The 22757-nt window shown below is 71.8% G+C and carries 16 protein-coding genes; 8 read left to right on the top strand and 8 right to left on the bottom strand.

The features are described from left to right. The first annotated feature begins 87 nt into the window (after positions 1-87). Positions 88-732, top strand: coding sequence for a helix-turn-helix transcriptional regulator (locus QMG73_RS42800; protein WP_281905412.1), 645 nt, complete (start codon positions 88-90; stop codon positions 730-732). 371 nt (positions 733-1103) lie between these two features. Here QMG73_RS42800 and QMG73_RS42805 read toward each other — a convergent pair whose 3' ends face one another. Beyond that, positions 1104-2471, bottom strand: coding sequence for an MFS transporter (locus tag QMG73_RS42805; RefSeq protein ID WP_281905414.1), 1368 nt, complete (start codon positions 2469-2471; stop codon positions 1104-1106). An 86-nt stretch (positions 2472-2557) separates the two neighbouring features. On the opposite strand from QMG73_RS42805, the gene QMG73_RS42810 reads away from it, so the two are divergent. Beyond that, a complete protein-coding gene (locus QMG73_RS42810; protein WP_281905416.1) occupies positions 2558-3133 on the top strand; it encodes a DNA polymerase beta superfamily protein in 576 nt (191 codons plus the stop codon). On the opposite strand, the gene QMG73_RS42815 is transcribed toward QMG73_RS42810, so the two are convergent. The 4 genes from QMG73_RS42815 to QMG73_RS42830 all read right to left on the bottom strand — a co-directional run bounded on the left by QMG73_RS42815 (position 3112) and on the right by QMG73_RS42830 (position 8645). Continuing rightward, on the bottom strand, positions 3112-3630 hold the full coding sequence (locus QMG73_RS42815; protein ID WP_281905418.1) for a GNAT family N-acetyltransferase: 519 nt from the start codon (positions 3628-3630) through the stop codon (positions 3112-3114). The genes QMG73_RS42810 and QMG73_RS42815 overlap by 22 nt on opposite strands. Continuing rightward, positions 3627-5054: a M28 family peptidase gene (locus tag QMG73_RS42820; protein ID WP_281905420.1), complete on the bottom strand. Its 1428-nt coding sequence runs from the start codon at positions 5052-5054 to the stop codon at positions 3627-3629. The genes QMG73_RS42815 and QMG73_RS42820 overlap by 4 nt, the downstream gene beginning before the upstream one ends. Positions 5055-5438: 384 nt before the next feature. Then, entirely contained in the window at positions 5439-7673 is a 2235-nt protein-coding gene (locus QMG73_RS42825; RefSeq protein WP_281905422.1) for a heavy metal translocating P-type ATPase, read from the bottom strand. A 12-nt stretch (positions 7674-7685) separates the two neighbouring features. Continuing rightward, the gene (locus QMG73_RS42830) at positions 7686-8645 is read right to left on the bottom strand and encodes a carbohydrate-binding protein (RefSeq protein ID WP_281905425.1); all 960 of its coding nucleotides are present in this window, start codon (positions 8643-8645) and stop codon (positions 7686-7688) included. 176 nt (positions 8646-8821) lie between these two features. Here QMG73_RS42830 and QMG73_RS42835 point away from each other — a divergent pair, with 176 nt between their 5' ends. From QMG73_RS42835 to QMG73_RS42845, 3 genes are all read left to right on the top strand, one after another. Further along, positions 8822-11038 carry a glycoside hydrolase domain-containing protein gene (locus tag QMG73_RS42835; protein ID WP_281905461.1) on the top strand — a complete coding sequence of 739 codons (2217 nt, stop codon included), beginning with the start codon at positions 8822-8824 and terminating at the stop codon, positions 11036-11038. After that, positions 11035-12354: a glycosyltransferase gene (locus QMG73_RS42840; RefSeq protein ID WP_281905427.1), complete on the top strand. Its 1320-nt coding sequence runs from the start codon at positions 11035-11037 to the stop codon at positions 12352-12354. The genes QMG73_RS42835 and QMG73_RS42840 overlap by 4 nt, the downstream gene beginning before the upstream one ends. Before the next feature lie 337 nt (positions 12355-12691). Continuing rightward, positions 12692-13666: a hypothetical protein gene (locus tag QMG73_RS42845; RefSeq protein ID WP_281905429.1), complete on the top strand. Its 975-nt coding sequence runs from the start codon at positions 12692-12694 to the stop codon at positions 13664-13666. 25 nt (positions 13667-13691) lie between these two features. Here QMG73_RS42845 and QMG73_RS42850 read toward each other — a convergent pair whose 3' ends face one another. Both QMG73_RS42850 and QMG73_RS42855 read right to left on the bottom strand, forming a co-directional pair. Continuing rightward, positions 13692-14123 carry a hypothetical protein gene (locus QMG73_RS42850; protein WP_281905431.1) on the bottom strand — a complete coding sequence of 144 codons (432 nt, stop codon included), beginning with the start codon at positions 14121-14123 and terminating at the stop codon, positions 13692-13694. A 142-nt stretch (positions 14124-14265) separates the two neighbouring features. Then, the gene (locus QMG73_RS42855; protein WP_281905433.1) at positions 14266-16062 is read right to left on the bottom strand and encodes an alpha-galactosidase; all 1797 of its coding nucleotides are present in this window, start codon (positions 16060-16062) and stop codon (positions 14266-14268) included. A 142-nt stretch (positions 16063-16204) separates the two neighbouring features. On the opposite strand from QMG73_RS42855, the gene QMG73_RS42860 reads away from it, so the two are divergent. Further along, positions 16205-18166, top strand: coding sequence for an alpha/beta fold hydrolase (locus QMG73_RS42860; RefSeq protein ID WP_281905435.1), 1962 nt, complete (start codon positions 16205-16207; stop codon positions 18164-18166). Between the two features lie 58 nt (positions 18167-18224). On the opposite strand, the gene QMG73_RS42865 is transcribed toward QMG73_RS42860, so the two are convergent. Continuing rightward, positions 18225-19229 carry an intradiol ring-cleavage dioxygenase gene (locus QMG73_RS42865; RefSeq protein ID WP_281905438.1) on the bottom strand — a complete coding sequence of 335 codons (1005 nt, stop codon included), beginning with the start codon at positions 19227-19229 and terminating at the stop codon, positions 18225-18227. A 124-nt stretch (positions 19230-19353) separates the two neighbouring features. Here QMG73_RS42865 and QMG73_RS42870 point away from each other — a divergent pair, with 124 nt between their 5' ends. Further along, on the top strand, positions 19354-20478 hold the full coding sequence (locus QMG73_RS42870) for an amidase (RefSeq protein ID WP_281905440.1): 1125 nt from the start codon (positions 19354-19356) through the stop codon (positions 20476-20478). 39 nt (positions 20479-20517) lie between these two features. Beyond that, positions 20518-22749: an Hsp70 family protein gene (locus tag QMG73_RS42875; RefSeq protein WP_281905442.1), complete on the top strand. Its 2232-nt coding sequence runs from the start codon at positions 20518-20520 to the stop codon at positions 22747-22749. Positions 22750-22757 lie beyond the last annotated feature (8 nt).

Below are 22757 nucleotides of genomic sequence, written 5' to 3' on the forward strand. Positions count from 1 at the left end.
TTACCAATCGGCGTTGTTGTTATTCGCCCATCCTGTACCCCGTCACCGAGAATTTCAACAGCCCATGTTGGTGATAATCTGGCTCGAGTGGAGGACCGCTGGAACGCCGTGACCGCGCTGGCCGACCCGTCACGCCGCGCGCTGTACGACTACGTGCGGCGCCAGGCGCACCCGGTCAGCCGCGAGGAAGCCGCCGACGCGCAGGGCATCTCACGCGGCCTGGCAGCGTTCCACCTGGACAAACTCGTCGACGCCGGGCTGCTGCGCGCGCACTACGAGGCGCCCGCCGACCAGCCGCGCGGCCGCGGGCGGGCGCCGAAGGTGTACCAGCTGGCCGGCGACGGCCTGTCGGTGACAGTGCCGGAACGCCGGTACGAGCTGATGGCACAGATCCTGGCCGACGCCGTCGCCAGCGACCCCGGCAACGCCAGCGACGCCGCCCACCGCCACGCCGGGCAGCGGGGCCGCGAGATCGGCACTCAGCTGGCGGGCGAAGGCTCGGACCTGACGACGGCACTTGACCTGCTGGGCTTCGAACCGCAGCCCGACGGCGCCGGCCGCATGCTGCTGCACAACTGCCCGTTCCACGCTTTGAAGAACCGGCACACGGCGCTGGTGTGTGGCCTCAACCGCACGTTCGTGGCGGGCCTTGTCGAGGGGTTGGGCGCCACCGGCGTAGAGGCCCACCTGGTCCCCCGCCCGGGCGCCTGCTGCGTAGAACTATCCCCGTAACTCCCGTCCCCGCCCCGCACCGCTGCGCGGCCTGCCGCGGCCTCCGCCGGCGGCGCGGCCTCCGCGGGCGGCGCGGGCGGCGCGGGCGGCGCGGCCTCCGCCGGCGGCGCGGCCTCCGCGGGCGGCGCGGGCGGCGCGGGCGGCGCGGCCTCCGCCGGCGGCGCGCTTCCGCCGATCAAGGGCGAACGCACGTTGTTGGATCTCATTTCCGCGTGCATTTGCCCTTGATCCACGCAATCGCCCTTGATCGGCGAGCGCCGACCGCGCCGCCCGCCGGGGTAAAGCCGGACAACGCCGCGCGCGCGACCAGGGCCCGGGTCGTGGTCGCCGCCGACGACGCGCGGGCGTCCCGCGCCAGTGGCCGGGCCGCCCTACGCCGAGGTCGCGGGCGCTGGCTCGGGGACCGCGGCCGGGGTGCTCGCCCTGTAGTGGTCGCTCAGGCGGCGGTACGGGCGGCTGCGCAGCGCGATGCTCGTGGCGATCAGGCCGATGACGCCGGTCAGCATGAACACGAGCGCGATGCCGCGGTCGACGCCGGTGCCGAACCAGTCGCCGACCGCCCGCGCCCCCGCGCCATCGGTCATGAACGGGATGAACAGGAACTGCGCGATCGGCGAGATCAGAAACGCGGTCAGCGGCGACGCGGCCTGCTCGACGCTCTGCGCGAACCCGAACACCCGGCCCTGCCGCTCGTACGGCACCACCTTCTGCAGGACCGTCTGCTCGGCGGCCTCCGCGTAGGGCATGAGAATCATGTACGCGTACATGCCCACCATCAGCATGATGATCGAGGATCGCAGCGGGAACAGCACCATCACCGTCCACAGCACCACGTTGATCAGCAACAGCAGCCGGATCGGATTGCTGCCCAGACCGGTGCGCGAGATGAGCAGCCCGCCGACGATGAAGCCGGTGCTCAGAACGCCCCACAGCAATCCCCACGTTTGCACCGACACAAGTGACAGGCCATACGCGTCCATCAACGCCATGAACACGCCACCGAGGAAGTTGTTGAACGCGGAGAACAGGATCAGCGCCATCAGGCCCGGCACCTCGCGCACCACCCGCACGGTGCCCTTCAGATCGACCCGGCGTCCGCCGGCCTCGCCCGAATCGTCCGGCGCCGGCTCCGCGGGCCGTTCATTCACCGGTACTAGCGCCATGTGCACCACCGCGACGGTGAGCACCACGATTGCCATGACCAGTACCCAGAACATGCCCCCGATTGCTACGAGCACGCCGCTGATGACCGACGTGACCAGGAAGGTCACGCCCGACGTGGTGCCGACCAGCCCGTTTGCCTTGTCGCGCGTCTCCTCGGCGATCAGCACGGTCACCAGCGTCGGCAGCGCGATCGTGCGAATGTTGCCGGCGATGACGCCCACCATCAGCAGCAGGATGAGTAGCCACAGCGAGACGCTCGTCGGATCCTTGAAGGACTCTTTGGGAGTGGCCTGGTAGGCCACGAACGCCACGGCGTACGCCACGAGCGAGACGGTCGCCGACGCCTGCATCATCGTCTTCTTCGAGTGGTGGTCGACCAGGCTGCCGAACCAGATGCCGGTCAGCGCCGTCATCACCAGGAAGAGCCCGGAAATCACACCGGTCGCGAACACCGACTTTGTCTGGAGGTACACGTAGAACGTGATCGCGAACCAGACGGTGAAGTTGATGACCGATACCAGCAGCGTACTGACCAGCAGCTGGAAGAACGTCCTCCGGTCTCCCTGAATCCCCATGGATCACGACACTACGACGTGAACCGTGCTTCAAGTCCAACGAAAATCGCGTGATGCGGCCGACGCCGGCGTGGGACCATCGCACGATGATCAAGGTCGAGCGGCACACCGAGCATGGTGACCGGGAGGCCGCCATGGGCGGGGTGTACGCGCCGGACGACGCCGTAATGGTTCGCCGCCCGCTGGGCGAGCAGCTGCGATCCCTCGCGCCGTCGCTGCTGTCGCAGCGGGCGGTGCACCGGTTCATCGGGTACATGGACGCGCAGCGCCAGCGGTTGACCCGCGAGGGCCGGCGCGGCCGGATGCCCAACCGCCCCGAGCTCGTGGCTCGCTACGGATACGACGTCAAGTACGCCTCGCACGCGTTGCGCCTGGCCTACCAGGGACTGGAGATCGCCCGCGACGGCCGGCTCACGCTGCCCATGCCCGAAGCCGAACGGCGGCGGGTACTGGAGGTCAAGCGCGGCGGCGTGCCCGTGATGGCCGAGGTGCTGGCCGAGATGGACAGCGTGCGGCGGCAGATCGAGGACATCCTGGGAGCCGGCCGCACGCCGCTGCCGCCCGAGCCGGACTGGGCCCGGATCTCCGCGTGGTCGACCGGCGCCCACCGCGAGCACTGGGGCTGGGCGGCGATGCCCGGTCAGCGCAGCCAGGCGGCGTAGACGCGCGCCGGACCCGTGGCGTACACGGTGTCGCGTTCGTGGCTGAGGCCAATCTTCTCGGCGACGCGCTGGGATGGCACGTTGTCGGGATGGATGATCGCGATCAGGCGCGCGATGCCGAGTACGTCGCGGGCGTGGTCGCGGCAGGCGGCCGCCGCCTCGGTGGCGTACCCGTGGCCCTGCAGGTCGGCGCGGACGTGATAGCCGACCTCGACGTCGACGGTGCCCTCGACCTCCTGGGGCGTCAGGCCGCAGTCACCGACGAACTCACCCGTCTCCCGCAGTGCGATCACCCACAGGCCGAAGCCCTCGCGCCGGTACAAGTCTTGGTTCCATTCAATCCAGCCACGTGCCTCGGAGCGGTCCTTGGGGCGCGGGTAGTAGCGCATGACGTCAGGGTCGCCGAGCAATCCGGCGATTGCGTCGAGGTCTTCGTCGGTCATTTCGCGGAACACCAGCCGGGCAGTGCCTGGCGGCGGGCCGGTTTTGCGGCTCACGCGCGCCAGTCGGCCGGGCCGACGCCGCGGGTGGCCTCGATGACGCGGACGGTGGCGCGGGTGAGCGGCACCAGGCCCGCCCGGTCGACCTTGTCGAGCGTGTCGGCCCTGTCGAACAGGTAGAACGGCGCCGCCAGGAAGTTCACGATGGGCACGCCGGCAGAGTAGTAGAACGCCGCGTCGGTGGGCGGCCTCTCCCCCAGCGCCGTCGGCGTCAGGATGAGGGATCGGTGCACCCGCTCGGTGACCAGCGCGGAGCGCACCGCCGCCTCCAGCGCGGGCACCTGACTGGTGAAGAACCAGCGCGGCACCGGCAGCCCGGTCGGTGCGATCGTGCCGTCTCGGTCGGTGAACTCGCGCGCGGCATGCTCAAGGTGCACCTCGAGCACCGTCCGGTCAATCTCGGTGCGATGCGCCGCGATGAACCCCAATTGCCCCGTGAACCCGGCGACGTGTGCCGCGTGCAATACGAACACCAGCCGGTGGGGACGTTCGTTCGCCGGTCGGGACGCCCAGTACCCGGCCTGCGCCAGCACGAGTGCGATCCCGCTGGCGTCTTCGACCGCCGATGACCACGGGCCGTCGTGGTGCGAACCGACGATCACGAGGTCGTCGTCGGCACCCGGCAACTCCCCGACGACGTTGTGCGTCGTGACGGGGTCGACGGTCGCGGTGGCCGTGAGTCGGATCCGCACCAGCCCGGCGGCGAGCCGCTCGCGCAGCCACTGCCCGTCACTGCCACTGATCCAGACACCCGGGATCGGTCGCCGCACCGCGTCGTACGGGACGAAATAATGATGGGAGTCGCCCGGGTAGCCGGGAAGTGCCCCGATGAACGCCGCCGCACCCGCCCCGATCGACGGCTCCATCACCGACAGCAGCTCCGCCCCGAACGGCAACACGTGCTCGGCTCCCGCCAGCGTGCCGCCGGGATCCACCACCCGCTCGGGCGCGACCGCGCTGAGCCCGAGGTCGGCGGGGAGCCGCAGCAGGCGTAGGTCGTAGAGGGATGCCTTGCCGGCGACGGCGGCCGGCGCGGACGCGTCGAAAGCGGCCAGGTCCAGCTCCAGGCCATCGGCCGGCGCCGCATACGGTACCGGATAGCAGCGCACCATTGTGGACGGTCCGTCGGCGGGGGTGACCCGAAGTGACCACCGGTGCGGCCGCCAACGCAGCGCCGTGACCGGCTCCAGACGGACCCGCTCCAGCCCGAACCGGCGGAACCGCCCCGCGATCCACCGCTCGACCCACACATCGGCCGGATATCCGGGCCGGCGCACTCCCCGCTCGTACACGGTGCGGATCCAGCGAAACATCGTGCCTTCATCGGGAATGCCGCCGGGCCGGCCGACCCGAATCGGCAGCGCGGCGCCCAACCCGGCGTACCCGCCGGATCGCAACAGGCGGCGCCGCGTCCACCGCATGCATCGACTATAGTCACTCCCCTTCGTGCGGCGCACCATGCCACTCACCCCCACCCCCGCCGCTCAAGGCCGAACGCACGCACTTTGATCGCAAACCACGTACGTTCGCTCTGACGACGAAAGAGGTCCCAGGGTGTGAGGCGGCGTGCCGTCGTGACCTGGGCCAGCCGCCGGGGTTTGAGGGTTGGCGGCGGTGTGTCGCCGCGCCCCTGCGCGTCGATCAAGGGCAATCGCATGGATCAAGGGCGAACGCACGCGGATCTGAGATCGAACCACGTGCGTTCGCCCTTGATCGGCGCAGGCCGGCGCGGCGCGGGCGGGCGCGGCGCGGCGCGGGCCGGCGCGGGCCGGCGCGGCGTGGGCGCTGTCAGCGGGCTGGCGCTGTCAGCGCACCGGGCGGAAGCGGCGTAGGCGCAGGCTGTTCGCGACCACGAAGACCGAGGAGAACGCCATCGCCGCGCCCGCGATCATCGGGCTGAGCATCCCCGACGCCGCCAGCGGCAGGGCCGCCACGTTGTAGGCGAACGCCCAGAACAGGTTGCTCCTGATGATCCGCAACGTGCGCCGGGAGAGTCGGATCGCGTCGGCGGCGACCGTCAGGTCACCGCGTACCAGGGTCAGGTCGGATGCCTCGATGGCCGCGTCGGTGCCGGTGCCCATGGCCAGTCCGAGGTCTGCCTGGGCGAGCGCGGCGGCGTCGTTGACGCCGTCGCCGACCATCGCGACGACCTTGCCGTCGGCCTGTAGCCGTTTGACGGCGTCGACCTTGCCGGCGGGTAGCACCTCGGCGATCACCTCGTCGATGCCGACCTCGGCGGCGACCGCGCGGGCGACGGTCTCGTTGTCGCCGGTCAGCAGCACCGGGGTCAGACCGAGGCGGCGCAGTGCGGCGACCGCTTCCCGGCTGGTCGGCTTGACCACGTCGGCGACGGCGAGCACGCCGCGCACCTCGCCGTCCCACGCGGCGAGCACCGCGGTGCGGCCGGCGGCCTCGGCCTCCGCCTTCGCCCGGGCGAGATCGTCGGGCATCGCGTACTCGCTCAGCAGGGCGCCGCGCCCCACCGTCACCTCGCGGCCCTCGACGGTGCCGCGGACGCCGAGGCCCGCCACGTTTCCGAACCCGGTCACCGCCGGAAGCGCGCCACCACCGGTCTGCGCGACCGGCACTCCGGTCAGGGTCGGCTGCGGGTCGGCGGCGGCGCGGACGATGGCCTGGGCGATCGGGTGTTCCGAGGCGGCTTCGACGGCGGCGGCCAGCCGCAGCGTGTCGGGGTCGCCGGTCACGTCGAGCAGGGTCATGCGGCCGGTGGTGACGGTGCCGGTCTTGTCCAGCAGCACCGTGTCGACGCGGCGGGTCGACTCCAGTACCTCGGGTCCCTTGATCAGGATGCCGAGCTGGGCACCCCGGCCGGTACCCACCAGCAACGCCGTCGGCGTCGCCAGGCCCAGCGCGCACGGGCACGCGATGATCAGCACCGCCACCGCAGCGGTGAACGCGGCGGTCCAGCCGCTGCCGGTGCCGAACCACCAGCCCAGGGTGCCGACCGCCAGCGCGATGACGATCGGTACGAACACGCCGGAGATCCGGTCGGCGAGCCGCTGCACTGCCGCCTTGCCTGCCTGTGCCTGCTCCACCAGCGTCGCCATCTGCGCCAGCTGGGTGTCCGAGCCGACCCGGGTGGCCCGTACGACCACGCGGCCGCCAGCGTTGACGGTGCCGCCCACCACGTCATCGCCGGGGCCGACCTCGACCGGCACGCTCTCGCCGGTCAGCATGCTCTGATCGATCGCCGAGGAGCCGTCTTCGACCACGCCGTCGGTGGCGATCTTCTCGCCCGGCCGGACGACGAACCGGTCGCCGACAATTAGCTGCGCGATCGGCAGGCGCACCTCGGTGCCGTCTCGGAGCACCGCGACGTCTCTCGCACCGAGTTCGAGCAGCGCCCTCAGTGCACTGCCGGCGCGGCGCTTCGAGCGTGCCTCGAAGTACCGCCCCGCGAGGAGGAACATCGTCACCCCGGCAGCCGCCTCGAAGTAGATCGCGCCGGCGCCGTCGGTGCGGGCGATGTCGAGGCTGAACGGGTGCGTCATGCCGGGCTCGCCGGCGGTGCCGAAGAACAGCGCCCACAGCGACCAGCCGAACGCGGCGAGGGTGCCCATCGAGATGAGCGTGTCCATGGTCGCGGCGCCGTGGCGCAGGTTGACGGCCGCCGCCCGGTGGAACGGCCAGCCACCGTAGACGACCACCGGAGCGGCGAGCGTGAGCGACAGCCACTGCCAGTACGTGAACTGCCACGACGGCACCATCGCCAGCACGATCACGGGGACGGTGAGGACGGCGGAGACCACGAGGCGTGTGCGCAGGCCGTCCGAAGCCGGTTGAGGAGCCACGGGGGCGGGCAGCGCTGCCGAGTACCCGGTCTTCTCGACCGTCGCGATCAGGTCCTTCACGGTGACGCCGCCCTCGACGGTGGCCGTGGCCTTTTCGGTGGCGTAGTTGACCGTGGCGGTGACGCCGTCCATGCGGTTGAGCTTCTTCTCGATCCGCGAGGCGCAGGAGGCGCAGGTCATGCCGCCGATCGCGAGCTCGATCCGCTGGGGCGCGCTCTGGAGCGCCATGATGACCTCCTGCTACTCGTGGCTGTGGCCGGGCGCGCCGTGCCCGGTGGGGCTCGGCGAGGCGGACTGCGCGGGCGTGGTCGTGACGGGCTGCGGCCCGACCGTGACGGTGAACTCGGCGGTGCGGACCTTGCCGCCGTGCTGGAAGTCCAGGTACAGCCGGTAGGCGCCGGCCGACGGGACCTCGGCGAAGAAGGTGACCGCCGGTCCGGCGGCCGTGCGGCCGTCGCCGGGGGCACCGTCGGGGTGCACGTGCAGGTAGGCCAGGTCGCCGTCGCGCAGCGCCACCAGGTGCCCGTAGGCGCCCAGGTACGGCTGCAGGTCGGTGACCGGCGCGCCGCCCTTGCTCACCGACAGGGTCAGCTTCGACGAGGTGCCCGGCGTGAGGTCGCCGGCCAGGGTGACGGTGTATCCGTCGACCTCGGCGACGCGGTCCGGCGCCGGCAGCGGCCGCGGCTGGTAGTCGCCGGCCGCCGGCACGTCCACGCCGAGGGTCAGGCCCTCATCGCGGGCGGCGGGCTGGAAGTCGGCGAACACCCGGTACTGCCCCGGGGTGGCCACCGACAGCGGCAGCGACCAGGTGCCGTCCGCGCCCAGGGTCGGGTGCACGTGCTGGAAGCCGGACAGGTCGCGGCGCACCACGATCAGGTGCAGGTCCTTGTCGTGGCTGGTCGTGTACTTCGTGACGGGCTCGCCGTCCGGCCCGAGCACACGGAAGGCGAACGGCTGCTCGCCGCCCACCGCCAGGGCGCCGGTGACCGGCACGAGCCGGTACCCGTCCTGCGCGACCTGCAGCCCGCCCGGCACCTGCGCCGTGGCCGTGCCCTCGGCGCCGCCGTCACCCGAATGGGTGTCATGGGATGCCGGCGGTGCGGCCTCGCTGGGGCCGACCACGTTGCCGACGCCGGCCGCGGCGGCGAACACCGCCACCAGGCCGAGCGCGTACGCGCTGAGCTTTACCGGAGTCCTCATGCCGGAGACATTACCCTTACCCCCCAGGGGTATGCAACCGGCCGACCGGCGGGAAAGCCCACGGCCGGGTACGTTGTGGCCGATCATGGGGTGGACCAGGGAATTCACCTGGCCGAAACCCAGGAAAGACCGAGCATAGGTAGAGTCCCGCCATCCTTGACGATATCGACCCGTTCATCGGGACAGCCGCGACCGACCTGCCCCGCGCGCATGGCCTGGCCGCCACCTGGTGGTGGCCCAAGCCCCAGGTGGGAAACACCCATCCGGGCGCCACGTCGCCCCTGGGCATGGTGTCCGCGTGCGCCTACTCGGGCGCCTACCCGACCGGCTACGGCAGGTACACGAAGAACACCGAGGGCGTGCCCGAGGAGATGTTCGACCAGGTGCAGGCGTCGGGGTTCACGCACTTCCAGCAGTCCGGCACCGGCGCCATCCGCAAGTACTACAACTACGTGCGGGTCACCCCGATGGTCGAGCCGCTCGACGAGCTCGGGCAGGCGTGGGCGCTGCGTGACGAAATCGCCGAGGCGGGTTACTACGCGGCGACGCTCGACACCGGGGTGCGATGCGAGATCACGGTCGGTGCGAAGGTGGCGGTGCATCGGTACACCTTCCCGGAGCATCGCAGCGCGCGCGTCGTGATCGACCTGTCGTGCGGCGGCCTTGACATCGAGCTCGGCCGCACCGTGCCGCTGCGGGCCCAGGTCGAGAGCATGGGTCACGGCCGCGCGCAGGGCACGGTCGTGATGGAGGGCGTGCCGCTGTCGGTGTACCTGGAGGTCGACAGCCCCGGGTGGCGGCAGATGCTCTGGTACGACCGGCGCCTCATCGACGGCGGCACCCGGCTGGACTTCGACAGCATCCGGCACACCAACCTGCGCCCGTTCGGCATGCTGTTCATGGGGCCGGCGGTGGCGGGGCAGACCGTCGAGGTGCGGATGGGGTTCTCGCTGCGCGGCTGCGACCAGGCGCGGCAGAACCTGGAACGCGAGTGCTGGCCGGCCCAACCCGGGTTCGACGGGGTCCGCGTCGCGACCCGGGCCCGCTGGGCGGCCCACCTCGGCCGCGTCCACGTCGAGGGCGGCACCCCGGCCCGGCGCACCGTGATGGCGACGGCGCTGTACCACTCGCTGATCAAGCCGTGCTTCGCCGACGACGAGAGCCCGTACTGGCCGTCCTCCGGACCGTACGCGTTCGACATCTGCACGATGTGGGACATCTACAAGACGCAGCTGCCGCTGCTCGCGGCCATCGTCCCGGACCGGGCCACCGACCTGCTCGAGTCGCTCATCCGGGTGTGCGAGGAAGAGGGCAACTTCCCCATCGGGTACCGGATGGCGCGCGGCGCCGACCGGTTCTTCCGCCAGGCCAGCTCGCTCGCGCACACCGCGCTGGCCGACGCCCACGCGCTCGGCCGGCCCGGCATCGACTGGAGCTGGGCGCTGGTGCACATGGTCGACGACATGCGCCGGATGTACGGCGAGGACTTCTTCGAGCACGGCGTGGTGCACCCGATCGCGCACACCCTCGACCTCGCCTACGCCCACCATTGCACCGCGCAGGTGGCCCGAGCGCTCAACGACAAGCACCTCGCCGACGACCTCGAACGGCGCAGCCGCCAGTGGGTCAACGCCTTCGACCCCGGTACCGGGCTGCTGCGCGACTCGGAGTTCTACGAGGGCGGCAAGTGGAACTACTCGTTCCGGCTGCTGCACGACATGGCCGCCCGGATCGCGCTCGCCGGTGGTGACGCCGCGTTCATCGACAAGCTGGACCGGTTCTTCGGCTTCGGCGCCGCGCCGGTCACCCAGCCGGGCCGGCGCCCCTCGCCGTCGGAGATGGCGGCCGGCTTCGCCCTGAACCGCTTCGAGGGGCTCAACAACGAGCCCGACATGGAGGCGCCGTGGGCGTACCACTACGCGGGCCGGCCCGACCGCACCGCACGGGTGGTGCAGTCGGCGCTGACCTGGCAGTTCGGCACCGGGCCGGGCGGCCTGCCCGGTAACGACGACTCCGGCGGGCTCAGCTCCTGGTACGTGTGGGCGTCCCTGGGGCTGTTTCCGGTCGCCGGGCAGAGCCTGTTCCTGGTCAACGCGCCCGCGTTCGAACGGGCCGTGCTGCGGGCCGGCGACGCCGAGTTCGTCATCGAGACCAGCGGCCACCGCGAGACGCCCATCGGCGTCGACGGCCTCGACCGCGATCCGGCGCCGCAGTACGTGCAGTCGGCGACCCTCAACGGCGAACCGCTGCACGCCACCCACCTGAGCGCCGCTGACGTGCACCGCGGCGGCCGGTTACACCTTCGGTTGGGCCCGCAGCCGTCCGGCTGGGGATGCGAAAGCCGCCCACCGTCCCTATCGGACCCACGCGCCATCCCGGAGGAAGCCCGATGAGCCAGCCCACGCGCCGTCTCGTCATCGTGGTCAGAGCCGACCCCGTCATCTGCGGCCATTCCGGCGAGGCGCGCAACCTCGCCGAGGTCGCGCTGACCCGCGGGTTCGACGACGTCCGGCTGCTGACCTGGACGGTACCGACCCTTCAGGCGGCCGGGTTGCCGCTCAAGCCCCTCGACCGGCTGCTGCCGTACAGTCCCGGGATCACCGTCGAGCGGCCCGAGGCGGTCGGCGACTACCGGGTACCGGACGGGCGGCACCTGGCCGGCCTCACCGGCCGCCTGGTCGAGCTGCTCGCCGAGCCGGTGCCCACCACGTGCCTGTCGATGTACCTCGTTCCACACACGACGGTGGTCAACGACGCGGTCGCGGCGGCGCGGGCGGCGGGTTTCGCGCCGGACGTCCACACGGTCGCGAAGGCGGTGGGCTCCGACGTCACCAACGTCATCAAGTCGTGCCTGCGCGAAGGCCGGTTCGGGGCGGCGACCGTGCTGTTCACCACGTTCCTGGCCAGCGACGAGGTGGTCGCGGTGTCCGAGTACACCCGTGACGAGATCGTGGCCTCGGCGGAGCAGGTCGACGCGCACTGCGGCACCCGGTTCGCCGAGGAGTGCCGGCGCCGGGTGACGGTCAGCTACCCGCCGATCGACGCGTCGGCGTACCTGGACCTCGATCCGGCCGATGTGGACGCCGCCCTCGCCCGGCGCGGCCTCCAGCGCGACGGCTACATCCTGTTCCTGTCCCGGGTAGCGCGCGCCAAGGGCATCTACGACCTGGTGATCGCGTACGGCCAGATGGCGTGCCGCGACCGGGTGCGGCTGATCGTCGCCGGCAACGGTCCGGCGCTCGACCACGTGCGTGCCATGTCCAAAGAGGACGACCGGATCACGTTCCTCACCGACGTCGACGACAGCGAGAAGCCGTTGCTGATGGCCGGCTGCGCGGCGTACGTGCTGCCGACCAAGCCCGAGCCGGACTTCGTCGAGACGTTCGGCATCGCGCTGGCCGAGAAGATGCTGGCCGGCGGCGGGCCGATCGTCACCACGCTGACCGGCGGCACCGGCGAGGCGGTCGGCGACACGGCCGTCATCGTCGAGCCCGGCGACATCGCCGGGCTGGCCGCCGCGGTCGACCGGGTCGTCCTGGAGATGCCGGCGGCGCAGCGGCGCGAGCTGGAGGTGCGCGCCCGCGCGCGCGCGATGGACTTCGACCGCGGCGCCGTCTTCGACGGCCTGTTTCCGCCGGCCGCGCCCGCCGCCGTGGTGGGTCAATCGGTGCGGGTGGAGCGGCGCAGGCAGGCGTCGATGGTGGACTGATCGTCGCGGGCGGCGGCGTCCGGCACGGTCTCCAGGCAGTGCGCCAGCTCGACGCAGTACGCCGTGCCGCCCTGCTCGCCGAAGACCAGGCTGTAGAGGCTCCGGCTGTGACCGTGTAGCGCCGCGCCCGGCTGCTGCCCCGCAGCCGCACCAGCGCGAAGAATGCACCCACAGGACGGCCGGGTCTTCCAGGAGGCTGATGGCGATCAGCGGGACCAGGAACGGCACCGCCGTGATCACGTACGGCGCATCCTACCCTCGGACCACACGCGTTCGGGGCTTGCCCGATGGATCTACCTTGACTGCCAGATAGCCAGTCGCGGCACGAGGAGAGTCCATGTCGGTACCACCGGAGGGGCCAGCGGGCCAGGGCCCCACCGAGCCCACCGATCCCATCGATCCGCCGGCCGCGGTGCCGCAGGACGGGTACGGGCCGCCGTCGCCATTTGTCGGATACGTCTACACGCCGCCACCGGCCGGTGGCTATCCCCCTGACCCGCTGATCAGCCCCGACTTCGCCGGCTGGTGGCAGCGCGGTGTCCTGGTGGTCAGGCGGTCGTGGCGCCAGCTCGTCATCCTGCAGCTGATCCTCGGGGGCTTCACGCTCGCGGCGCAGGGTGCCGCCGCCATCATGCAGTCGCTGGCGCTGCGCGATCTGGACGGTTTCTCCGATACCGAGATCCCTCCACTGGGGACGATGCTCGGCGCCAGCGCGGTCGGTTTCGTCGCCACCGTGGCCGCGTTGCTGATGTCCACACTGGTCACGCTGGCGGCCGTCCGGGTCGTCGTCGTGACCGCGACCGGCGGGCAGCCCAGCGTCGCGGATGCCTTGCGCGGTGCGATCCGGCGGCTCTTTCCCATGGTCGGATGGTCGCTGCTCGCCGGATTGATCATCATCGCCGGCATCTGCGCCTGCATCCTGCCCGGCCTGTACTTCTGGGCGGTCTTCACCGTGCTCGCGCCGGTCGTGGCGTTCGAGCGCGGCGGTGCCATCGGCCGCTGCTTCAACCTGTTCCACAGCGATCTCGGCAGGTCCCTGGCGCGGATCGCCACCATCGTCGGGATCCTGTTCGCCGGCACCATGGTGGCCGCCGTGGTGGCGGTGGCCGGCGACGTGGTGGCCGATCCCCTCACGGCGTCGACGCCCGCGCTGGTGACCGCCGCGCTCGTGTCGACGGCGGTCAGCGTGGTGGTGACCGGCGTGCTCCGCGTCCTGACCGATCCGCTGACGGTCGGCGCGTACGCCGACATGCGCGCACGGCTCGAACCGCTCTCCTCGGCCGCGCTCGCCAACGAAATCAACATGCGCTGAAGGCGCGTAAACCGCCGCCCGGCCGTCACCGGGTTTGTATGCCCGACAGGGCGCCCAGCCCTATGGTGGCGCTCGTCGCGCCGGCCGCGACCACCTCGTCGAGGACCAGCTCGATGGCCAGCGACCGAGCCGCCGCGCCCGCCGCTAGCTCGGCGTCGCCGAGCCGGCCCACGCGGCCGTGCCGCACATCCACCAGCAGACCGCCGGCGGCGAGCAGCCCGGCCAGCCGCACGGTATCGGCCGAGACGGGCAGCATGACGCCCGGGTACGCGTTGACGCGGGCGATCTCGCTGCGTGGCCCGTACGGCGACCACTTCTCGTTCAGCTCGCGCAGCCGCTCCTGGCCGGCGCGCAGCGGGCCCGGGTCCGCACCGAGTACCACGAGGCTGGCCTGCTCTCCCAGAGCGGACCCGTACCAGCGAAAAACCTGACCGGCGGCGATGGTGGCGATGCTCATGCCCCGAGCATCGCCACCGGTTCTGTGTCCGGCCTGTGCGCTACCTGTCAGAGCACAGGGCGTTCTCGACGAGCGTGTCGGCGGCGCGCTGCTGGCGGGGGTAGTCGGGCAGCGCGTCATGAGGATTCGCCTGACAGAAACGCTAGGCGACCTGGACGCGCTGCCAGTGCTGGTTGGTGCCGCCGTCGCAGGCCCACTGCACGGCCTGGGCGCCGTCGTTGGTGCCGGCGTTCAGCACCTCCAGGCACTTGCCGCTGTGCCGGGCGATCAGTTGCGTGTAACCGCCGCCGGCGTCCTGGAGGCGCCACTGCTGGTTGGTGCCGCCGTGACAGGTCCACTGCGCGACTCGTACGCCGTCGCCGGTCGCGCCGGTGCCGCCGTACACGTCCAGGCACTTGCCGCTGTTGGCGCTCACCACCGTGTAGTAGCCGCCGCCCGCGTCCTGGAAGCGCCACCGCTGGTTGGTCTGCCCGTTGGCGGCCCACTGCACCACATCGGCACCGTCCGCTGTGGACGCGTTGTAGACGTCGAGCAGCTTGCCGCTGTGCCGGGCCGCGAGGGTGTACGTGGACGGCGTCGGCGTGGTCGTCTGCGGTGCCACCCGGTACAGCCCGGCGCCGTGCGCGGGAAGGGATCGGGTGAACGTGCCGGTGCCGGTGCCAAGGCCCGCGCCGGACCACAGATCGGTGACGGTGGCGGAGCCGATGCCGAGGTCGGCGAGGTTCACCGACACGTTGGCGGCCGCGCCCTCCCGGTTGAACAGGGCGACGTACCGGTGGTCGGTGCCCGGCACGTCGGCGACCCAGACCTGGCGGGTACCACCGACGAGCTGGCGGTTGTTGGCGCTGTTCTGGTCGACGGCGAGTACCGCGGCGTTGGTCATCAGCGCCAGGTCGGCGGCGCGGTTCTCGACCGGGTTGCCGCCCCACATCAGCGGCGCACGGTTGATGGCCCACAGCGTCATGAGCGTGCGCTGCTCGTCGGCGGTGAGTCCGGAATACCGCGGCGAGCCCACCGGCCCGAACTTCGACAGCCGCCCGATCGGGATCATGTCGGGGTCGGGCCAGGCGCCCCGGGTCCGGTACGGCGTCCAGTCGCGCAACCGGTCGAAGAGCGCGTCGAGTGCTCCCCAGTTGTCCCACAGGTCGTTGACGATCCGCCACATGTGCGCGTTGTCCCGCACGTGCGCACCGCTCGCGAGAGGCGTCGGGCCGGGCGACAGGCTGAGCACCATGGGCCGCCCGCTGCGCTGGATCGCCAGCCGGTACCCGTCCACTTCGGACTGCCGGTACGTCGGCGCGGCGATGTCGTCGACCTTCACGTAGTCGACGCCCCAACCCGCCAGGAGCTGGAACACGGAGTCCAGATAGGACTGCGCGCACGAGTTGGACATGTTGAGGCCCCACATGAGGTTGAGCCAGGCCGCGGTGGTGCTGTTGTTGATCTGGTTGGCCCGGCAGCTCGTGCCGAGGATCGGCACGTTGTCGGCGACCGCCTGGCGCGGGATGCCGCGCATCAGGTGGACACCGAACTTCAGCCCCTGAGCGTGCACGTAGTCGGCGAGCGGCTTGAACCCGTTGGAGCCGGCCGCCGACGGGAACCGCGTGGTGTCGGGCAGCAGCCGCCCGTTGGCGTCCATCCGCAGCCGCGGGTTGAGGTTGGCGTCCTGGTTGGGGCTGTTGTTGTGGCGCCCCGGGTAGTACCACGCCCAGTCGATCACGATGTACTGCCAGCCGTGCTGCCGCAGGTTGTCGCGCATGTAGTCGGCGTTGGCGCGCACGTCCGCCTCGGTGACGCTCCAGTTGAACGCGTCGTAGCTGTTCCACCCCATCGGCGGCGTGTTGGCGGTGCCGTTGTCCCAGGCCAACGCCGCTTTCTGGGGATGGACGACGAGACCGATGGCGAGCAGGAGCAGGGCGACAGCGAGGACGCGTCTCATCGGATCCCCCCAAGCGAAATGATGGAAGTGTGTCGATGTTACCGGTCACATGACGCGCGTCAAGGGGCTACCCCAGCGGAGGTACAGGGAAGCGCCTCCGTGGAGGGACGAGACCGCGCCGCCACGTACCTACCTTCACCGCATGACCACTGCCAAGTTCGCCGCCCTGGGCATCACCGGCGCGCTCGTGCTCACGCTCGGCTACCTGAACCTGCGCTCCGAGGAGACCCTGGCGGTCCCGGCCGGTGCGCGCGCCGGTGCACTGGAGATGTCACCGTGCACGTACGACACCGAGGCCGGCAGCGCCGCCGCCGACTGCGGCACGCTGGTCGTGCCGGAGAACCGCCGCGACCGCGGCTCCGACCTGATCGCGCTACCGGTGATCCGGATCCGGGCCGCCGGCGGGCAGCCAGCCGAGCCGATCTTCCGGCTCAACGGTGGACCAGGCGCCACGAACCTGGAGTTCCCGCAGGCCAGCCGCCTCACCGGCAAGCACGACGTGGTCCTGGTCGGATACCGGGGCGTGGACGGGTCACGAAAGCTGGACTGCCCCGAGGTGACCGCGGCGCTCAGGCGCTCCGCCGACCTCGCCGGCGACGAGTCGCTGCGCCGCACCACCGAGGCTTTCGCCGGCTGCGCGAAGCGGCTGACCAGCGACGGGATCGACCTGACCGGGTACTCGATCGCGCAGCGCGTCGACGACCTCGAAGCGGCCCGCACCGCGCTCGGCTACCAGCGGATCAACCTGATCAGCACCAGCGCCGGCACCCGCACCGCGATGGTGTACTCGTGGCGGCACCCCGCCTCGCTGCACCGCTCCGCGATGATCGCGGCGAATCCGCCGGGGCACTTCCTGTGGGACCCGCGGATCACCGACCAGCAGTTCACCCAGTACGCCGAGCTGTGCGCCCGGGACACGACGTGCGCCAGCCGCACCGGCGACCTCGCGGCGACGATCCGCGACGAGGCCGGCGACATCCCCGGCCGGTGGGGCGTCCTGCCGATCAAGGAGAGCAACGTCCGCATCGCCGGCATGTTCGGCATGTTCCACAGCACCGGGGCGGCCGCCCCGTTGAACGCACCGACCACTGTGGACGCCTGGCTGGCGGCGAAGGAGGGCGACGCGGCCGGGATGTGGGCGATGTCGGTGCTGGCCGACCTGACGATCCCGACCTCGTTCGTGTGGGGCGAGTTCGCCTCGTTCGGCATGATCGACGCACCGGCCGCCCAGCGGTACTACGCCGCCGGCGGTGACCCGGGCTCCACATTGGGCAACGCCGCCACCGACGCGTTGTGGGGCGGCGCGGACGGCTTCCACAAGGTGTGGCCAGACAGCCCCGACAACGCCGAATACCAGACGCTGCGCCGCTCCGACGTCGAGACGCTCGTGATCAGCGGCACCGTCGACTTCACCACCCCCGCCGAACTGTCGACCGGCGAGCTGATGCCGTCGCTGGCCAAGGGCCGCCAGGTGAAGCTCGCCGGCGTGGGCCACTCCGCCGATTTCTGGGGCAACCAGCAGGACGCCGGCACGCGCCTGCTCACCGGGTTCTTCGACAGCGGCGAGGTCGACGAGTCCGGGTACCGGGCACAGGCCGTCGACTTCGAGGTCGGCTTCGCCACGATGCCGCGCATGGCGCGGATCCTGGCCGGCGCCGCCGTGGGCGGTGCACTGCTCGCCCTGCTGCTGCTCGCGTGGATGGCTTTCCGGGTACGCCGTCGCGGCGGCTTCGGTCCGCGGGCCGGCGTGTGGCTGCGGTTCCTGACCCCGCTGCCGCTCGGCATCGGCGGCTGGCTGCTCGCGGTGCTTCTCATGTGGACGGTGTGGCCGCGGCTGTTCGTCGGCGACGCGGTGCTGGCCGTACCGTCGATCGCGCTGGCCGTCGGGCTCGGCACCTGGCTGGCCTGGACCCGCCCCGACCGCCCGCGCCGGCTCGGCCTCGTGGCGGCGCTCGCCGGGGCGTTCCTCGGCGCGGCCCTCGGCTTCGGCGCCGCCACCGACCTCGCCTCGCTGCTCACCACCATCGCGGGCGCCGCGGCGACCGCCAACCTCGCGCTCCTCGCCCTCCATCGCCGCGCTCCGCACCACCACCCCATCCCGTGATCAGGGCGTCCCTCAAGTCGTTCTAGCGACTTGAGGGACGCCCTGATCACGCCCACGGTCAGCGGGACGCTGGCGGGCTGCCGCCGGGACCGCCGCCGCTGGGCGCCTGGCCGCCGCCGCCCGCCGAGGTGGTCGTGTCGACACCGACGGCGAGCAGCACCGTGTATCCCGAACTGGTGTCGCCGGACACGGTGGCGAGCTGGCTGGCGCCACCGTCGTCGCTGAAGACGTTGTCGGTGGACAGCGAGACCTTCGACAGGTTCGACACCGAGTCCTCGTAGCCGGACGTCGCGTACACCTTCTCGCAGACGTCCTTGGGCAGCGCCACCTGAGAGGTCGCGATCGCGTTGCCGGAGTCGGTGATGCTGGCCTGGTCGGGATACACCTCGAAGTGGATGTGCGGCCAGCGGCCGTCGTAGCAGGCCGGGAAGATGCTGGTGAACTTCACCTTGCCCGAGGAGTCCGCGATCTGCACGCCGCGCAGGTAGTTCTGGTCCGTGACGCCGTCGGAGTACATCGAGTACCGGCCCTCGCGGTCGCAGTGCCAGACGTAGACCGCCACGCCGGCGAACGCGGAACCGCCGTTGGCCAGGTCCTTGATGTCCAGTTCGAGCGTCATCGGCACGCCCTCGGCGGTGCCGCTCGCGTCGCCGAAGCTCTTCGTGATGTCGGCGCGCACGATGCCGCTGTCGTCGAGCACGTTCGGGCCGTTGGAGCCGTCACCCGGGTACGGGCCGGCCGTCTCCTCGGGAATCTCGGTGGTCGCGCCGGCGGCGGTGGTCGCGGCGGCGGACGTCGAGGTCGCCGACGACGCGGCAGCGGAGGACGAGGACGAGCCGTTGTTGGACCCGCACGCCGCGAGGCCGACGCCCGCGATGCCCAGGCCGAGCGCCTGAAGCATCCGCCGGCGCCCCATCACGGTGCCGAGGTCGAAGCCGAGCCCCTGGTCGACGAGCTCCTCGTCGGGCCTCGGCAGAGGGCGGCCCTCGTACGTCGGGACCGGCTTTCGCGGCTGGTGCGGCATGACTCCTCCGATCATGGTGGTGACGCCACCTGGCGTCACGACTCACTCTTGGCGCCGCGTCGATGAGCCAGTTGTGGCCTACCTGTGAACGACCTGTGCCCGTCCGGTCACACACACCCCCTAAAGCATCCTAGGACACCAGGCTTCCGGGTAGGTTTCTCGGGTGACCGCCTGGATCCAGCGCTTCGACCCGCCGCTCGGAGCGGCCGGCGGATCGCCCCGCGTCGCCGTCAAGGACGCCATCGACATCGCCGGCTTCGTCACGACCGCGGGGTCCGTCGCGGTCCGCGACCGGGCGGTCGCGGCCACCGCCGACGCCGCGTGCCTGGCCGGGGTACGCGCGGCGGGCGCCGCCATCGTCGGCAAGACGACACTGACCGAGCTGTGCACCAGTCCCACCGGCGACAACGCCGCGTTCGGCACCCCGGTCAACCCCATCGCCCCGGACCGCATGCCGGGTGGCTCGTCGAGCGGCAGCGCGGTCGCGGTCGCCACCGGCGAGGCCGACATCGGCATCGGTACCGACACCGGCGGCTCGGTGCGGATCCCGGCGGCCTGCTGCGGGATCGCCGGCCTGAAGACGACCTGGGGACGGGTGTCCACCGCCGGTGTCTGGCCGCTGTCGCCCACATTGGACACGGTCGGCCCGATCGCCCGCACCGTCACCGATGTCGCCACCGGGATGCGCCTGCTCGATCCGGGGTGGACGGTCGCGCGGGATCCCGCCCGCACCGCCGGCCGGCTGCGGATCGACGGCGTCGACAGCGCCGTCGAGGAGCCCGTCGACGCCGCCCTCGACGCGGCGGGGCTGAAGACGCGCGAGGTGCGGCTGCCGGGGTGGGACGCCACGAACTGGGCCCTGCACTGGATCATCACGGCCGAGCTGTGGCGGGCCCACCACGCCCTTGTCGACGCCGACGGCCTGGGCGCCTTCACCAACCAGGGCCTGCACGCGGGCCGGGCCGTCACCGAGGAGCAGCTGGCCGAGGGCATGGCCATCCGGGAGCGGTGGCAGTCGGAGATCGCGGCCGTACTGGAAGAGGTCGACGTGCTCGCCCTGCCGACGCTGGTGGGGGTGCCGCCGCTGGTGACGGAGTACGAGGCGTTCCCGTTCACGCAGCTCACGGCGCCGTTCAACCTCGCGGGCGTACCGGCCCTGGCGATGCCGGTGCCCTCTCCCGGCCTGCCGGTGCCCGCCAGCCTGCAACTCGTCGGGCCGATGGGCGGCGAGGACCTGCTCTGCGCGACCGGTCTCGCCATCGAGGCGGCGATCTCGGAGCGCTCCTAGGGACTGGCCCCCGTTGACGTGCGTCGCTACGGTGGCGCCGTGCTCGGATACACAGCGTCGTCGCTGGGCATCGATCTTGGTACGACGCATACGGTCGCGTCCCTCGCGGTGCGGGGTACGCAGGTACAACAGCTGCTGTTCGACTCCAGCCCGCTGCTCTCGTCGGCTGTCTTCGCCGAGGAGGGCCGGCCGCTGGTCGCCGGACGGGACGCCGAACGCGGCGCCCGGCTCGACCCGACCCGCTTCGAGCCCAACCCCAAGCGTCGGATAGACGACGGAACAGTCCTGCTGGGCACCCGGGAGTACCCGGTCGCCGAGCTCCTGGCCGCGATCCTGCGCCGGGTCGCGAGCGAGGCGGGCCGGGTCGGCGGCGGGTCGCCGGGGGCGACCGTGCTCACGTACCCGGCCAACTGGGCGACGACGCGGCGCACCGTGCTCGCGGAGGCCGCTCACCTCGCGGGCCTGCGGTCCCTGACCCTCGTGCCGGAGCCGGTCGCGGCGGCGGCCTACTTCACGACGGTGCTCGGCCGCCCGGTGCCGGCCGGCGCCGGGCTGGTGGTGTACGACTTCGGCGCCGGCACGTTCGACACGAGCGTGCTGCGGCGCCGCGCCGACCAGGGCTGGGACGTGCTCGCCAGCGACGGCGTCGATGTCGGCGGCCTCGACCTCGACGCGGTGCTGGTCGACCTCGTGGGCGAGGCGATGTCCACACGCGACACCGCACTGTGGACCCGGCTGCGACAGTCCGATGAGGAGAGCGCGCGGCGGGCGCGGCGAGCGCTGTGGGACGACGCGCGGGCGGCCAAGGAGCAGCTGTCGCGCGCGCCGAGCGCGGCGGTGCACGTGCCGCTGTTCGACACGAACGCCCACGTGACCCGGGAGCAGTTCGAGGAGCGGGCCCGGCCGTGGATCGCGCGCACCGTCGAGCTGACCGAGGCGCTGCTGGCCCGCACGGGGCTGGCGGCCGGCCAGGTCGCGGGGCTGTTCCTGGTCGGCGGGTCGAGCCGGATCCCGCTGGTCGGCACGATGCTGCACCAGCGACTCGGCATCGCGCCGACGGTCATCGAACAGCCCGAGTTGGTGGTCGCGCTCGGCAGCCTCGCGGCGGTACCGGCCGTCGAACCGCCGCCGGCGCCGGTGTCGGCCGCGCCCGCGTCACCGGGCCCCGCCTACCCGGTACCGCCGCCGCTGCCGGTATCGGCCGCGCCCGCGTCCCCGGCGCTGGACGCCCCCACCACGCGGTCCGTGCCGCTCGCGCCGGTGTGGCCGGAGCCGCCCACCCAGCCGCACCTGCCCGGTCGGGCACCGCGCCGGCGGACCCGGCCGCTCGCCCTGGTCGCCGCCGTGACCGCGCTGGTGATGATGGCCGCCGGCGGGGTCGCCGGGTACCGGTGGCTGGCTGACCGCACAGGCAGCAAGGAGCAGGACCGCGATCCCGGCAGCACCACCGCCCGCGACAATCCACAAGAGAATGGGGCGGACCGGCAGACCGCGAAGGTCGGCAAGACCGTCTGGTATGGCGGCCGGAAGATGACGTTCGGGACGGCGGAGTACGACGCGTCGAAGGACCCGCCGCTGACGGTCGGCGTGACCGTGCAGAACCTCGCTGACCGGGGTGCGCACCCGGGCATCGACATGTTCCTCACAGTGGACGGACAGAACTACGAGGGCTACACCGACCGGTTCGAGCCGGTGCCCGGGCGGGCGACCGGCAACGTCACGTACGGCTTCCGCGTCGAGGAGCCGCCGTCCCGGCTCGCCGACGCGGTGCTGACCGTCGGCCGGGCCGGCGAGCTCCAGGCGGTGCTCCCCTTCGGCGACAAGGGCACGTTCGTCCCGCTGGAGCCGAAAACGGTGCTGGAGAACAAGACCGTGTCGGTCGGTGCCCTGACGATGGCGGTCACCCGGTGCGAGATACGCGCGGACGAGCTCGACAACGGATACCAGGTCAAGGACGGCATGCGCTACCTCGCCTGCCTGGTCACCATCACCTACCACGGCGCCGGCGGCCGGCCCGGCGGCCAGAACATCGACGACCGGAACAACCGCCTCAGGCTCCCCGACAAGGTGACCGTCGAGGCGCCGACCGACGGGGCCAACGACCTGCTCAGTCCCAAGCAGGTGGCCAGGGACAAGGTGGTCCTGTTCACCCTGAAGTGGCCGGCGCCCGGCGAGTACGCCCTGCAGCTACTCGACCTCGGCTGGCTCAACGGCGACCCGCCGACGGCGAAGAACACCCGCGAGATTCCGTTCACCATCGGCGCCGCCTGAGGCGCCGG

Source organism: Phytohabitans aurantiacus (genome assembly GCF_027923225.1).
Classification (GTDB): domain Bacteria; phylum Actinomycetota; class Actinomycetes; order Mycobacteriales; family Micromonosporaceae; genus Phytohabitans; species Phytohabitans aurantiacus.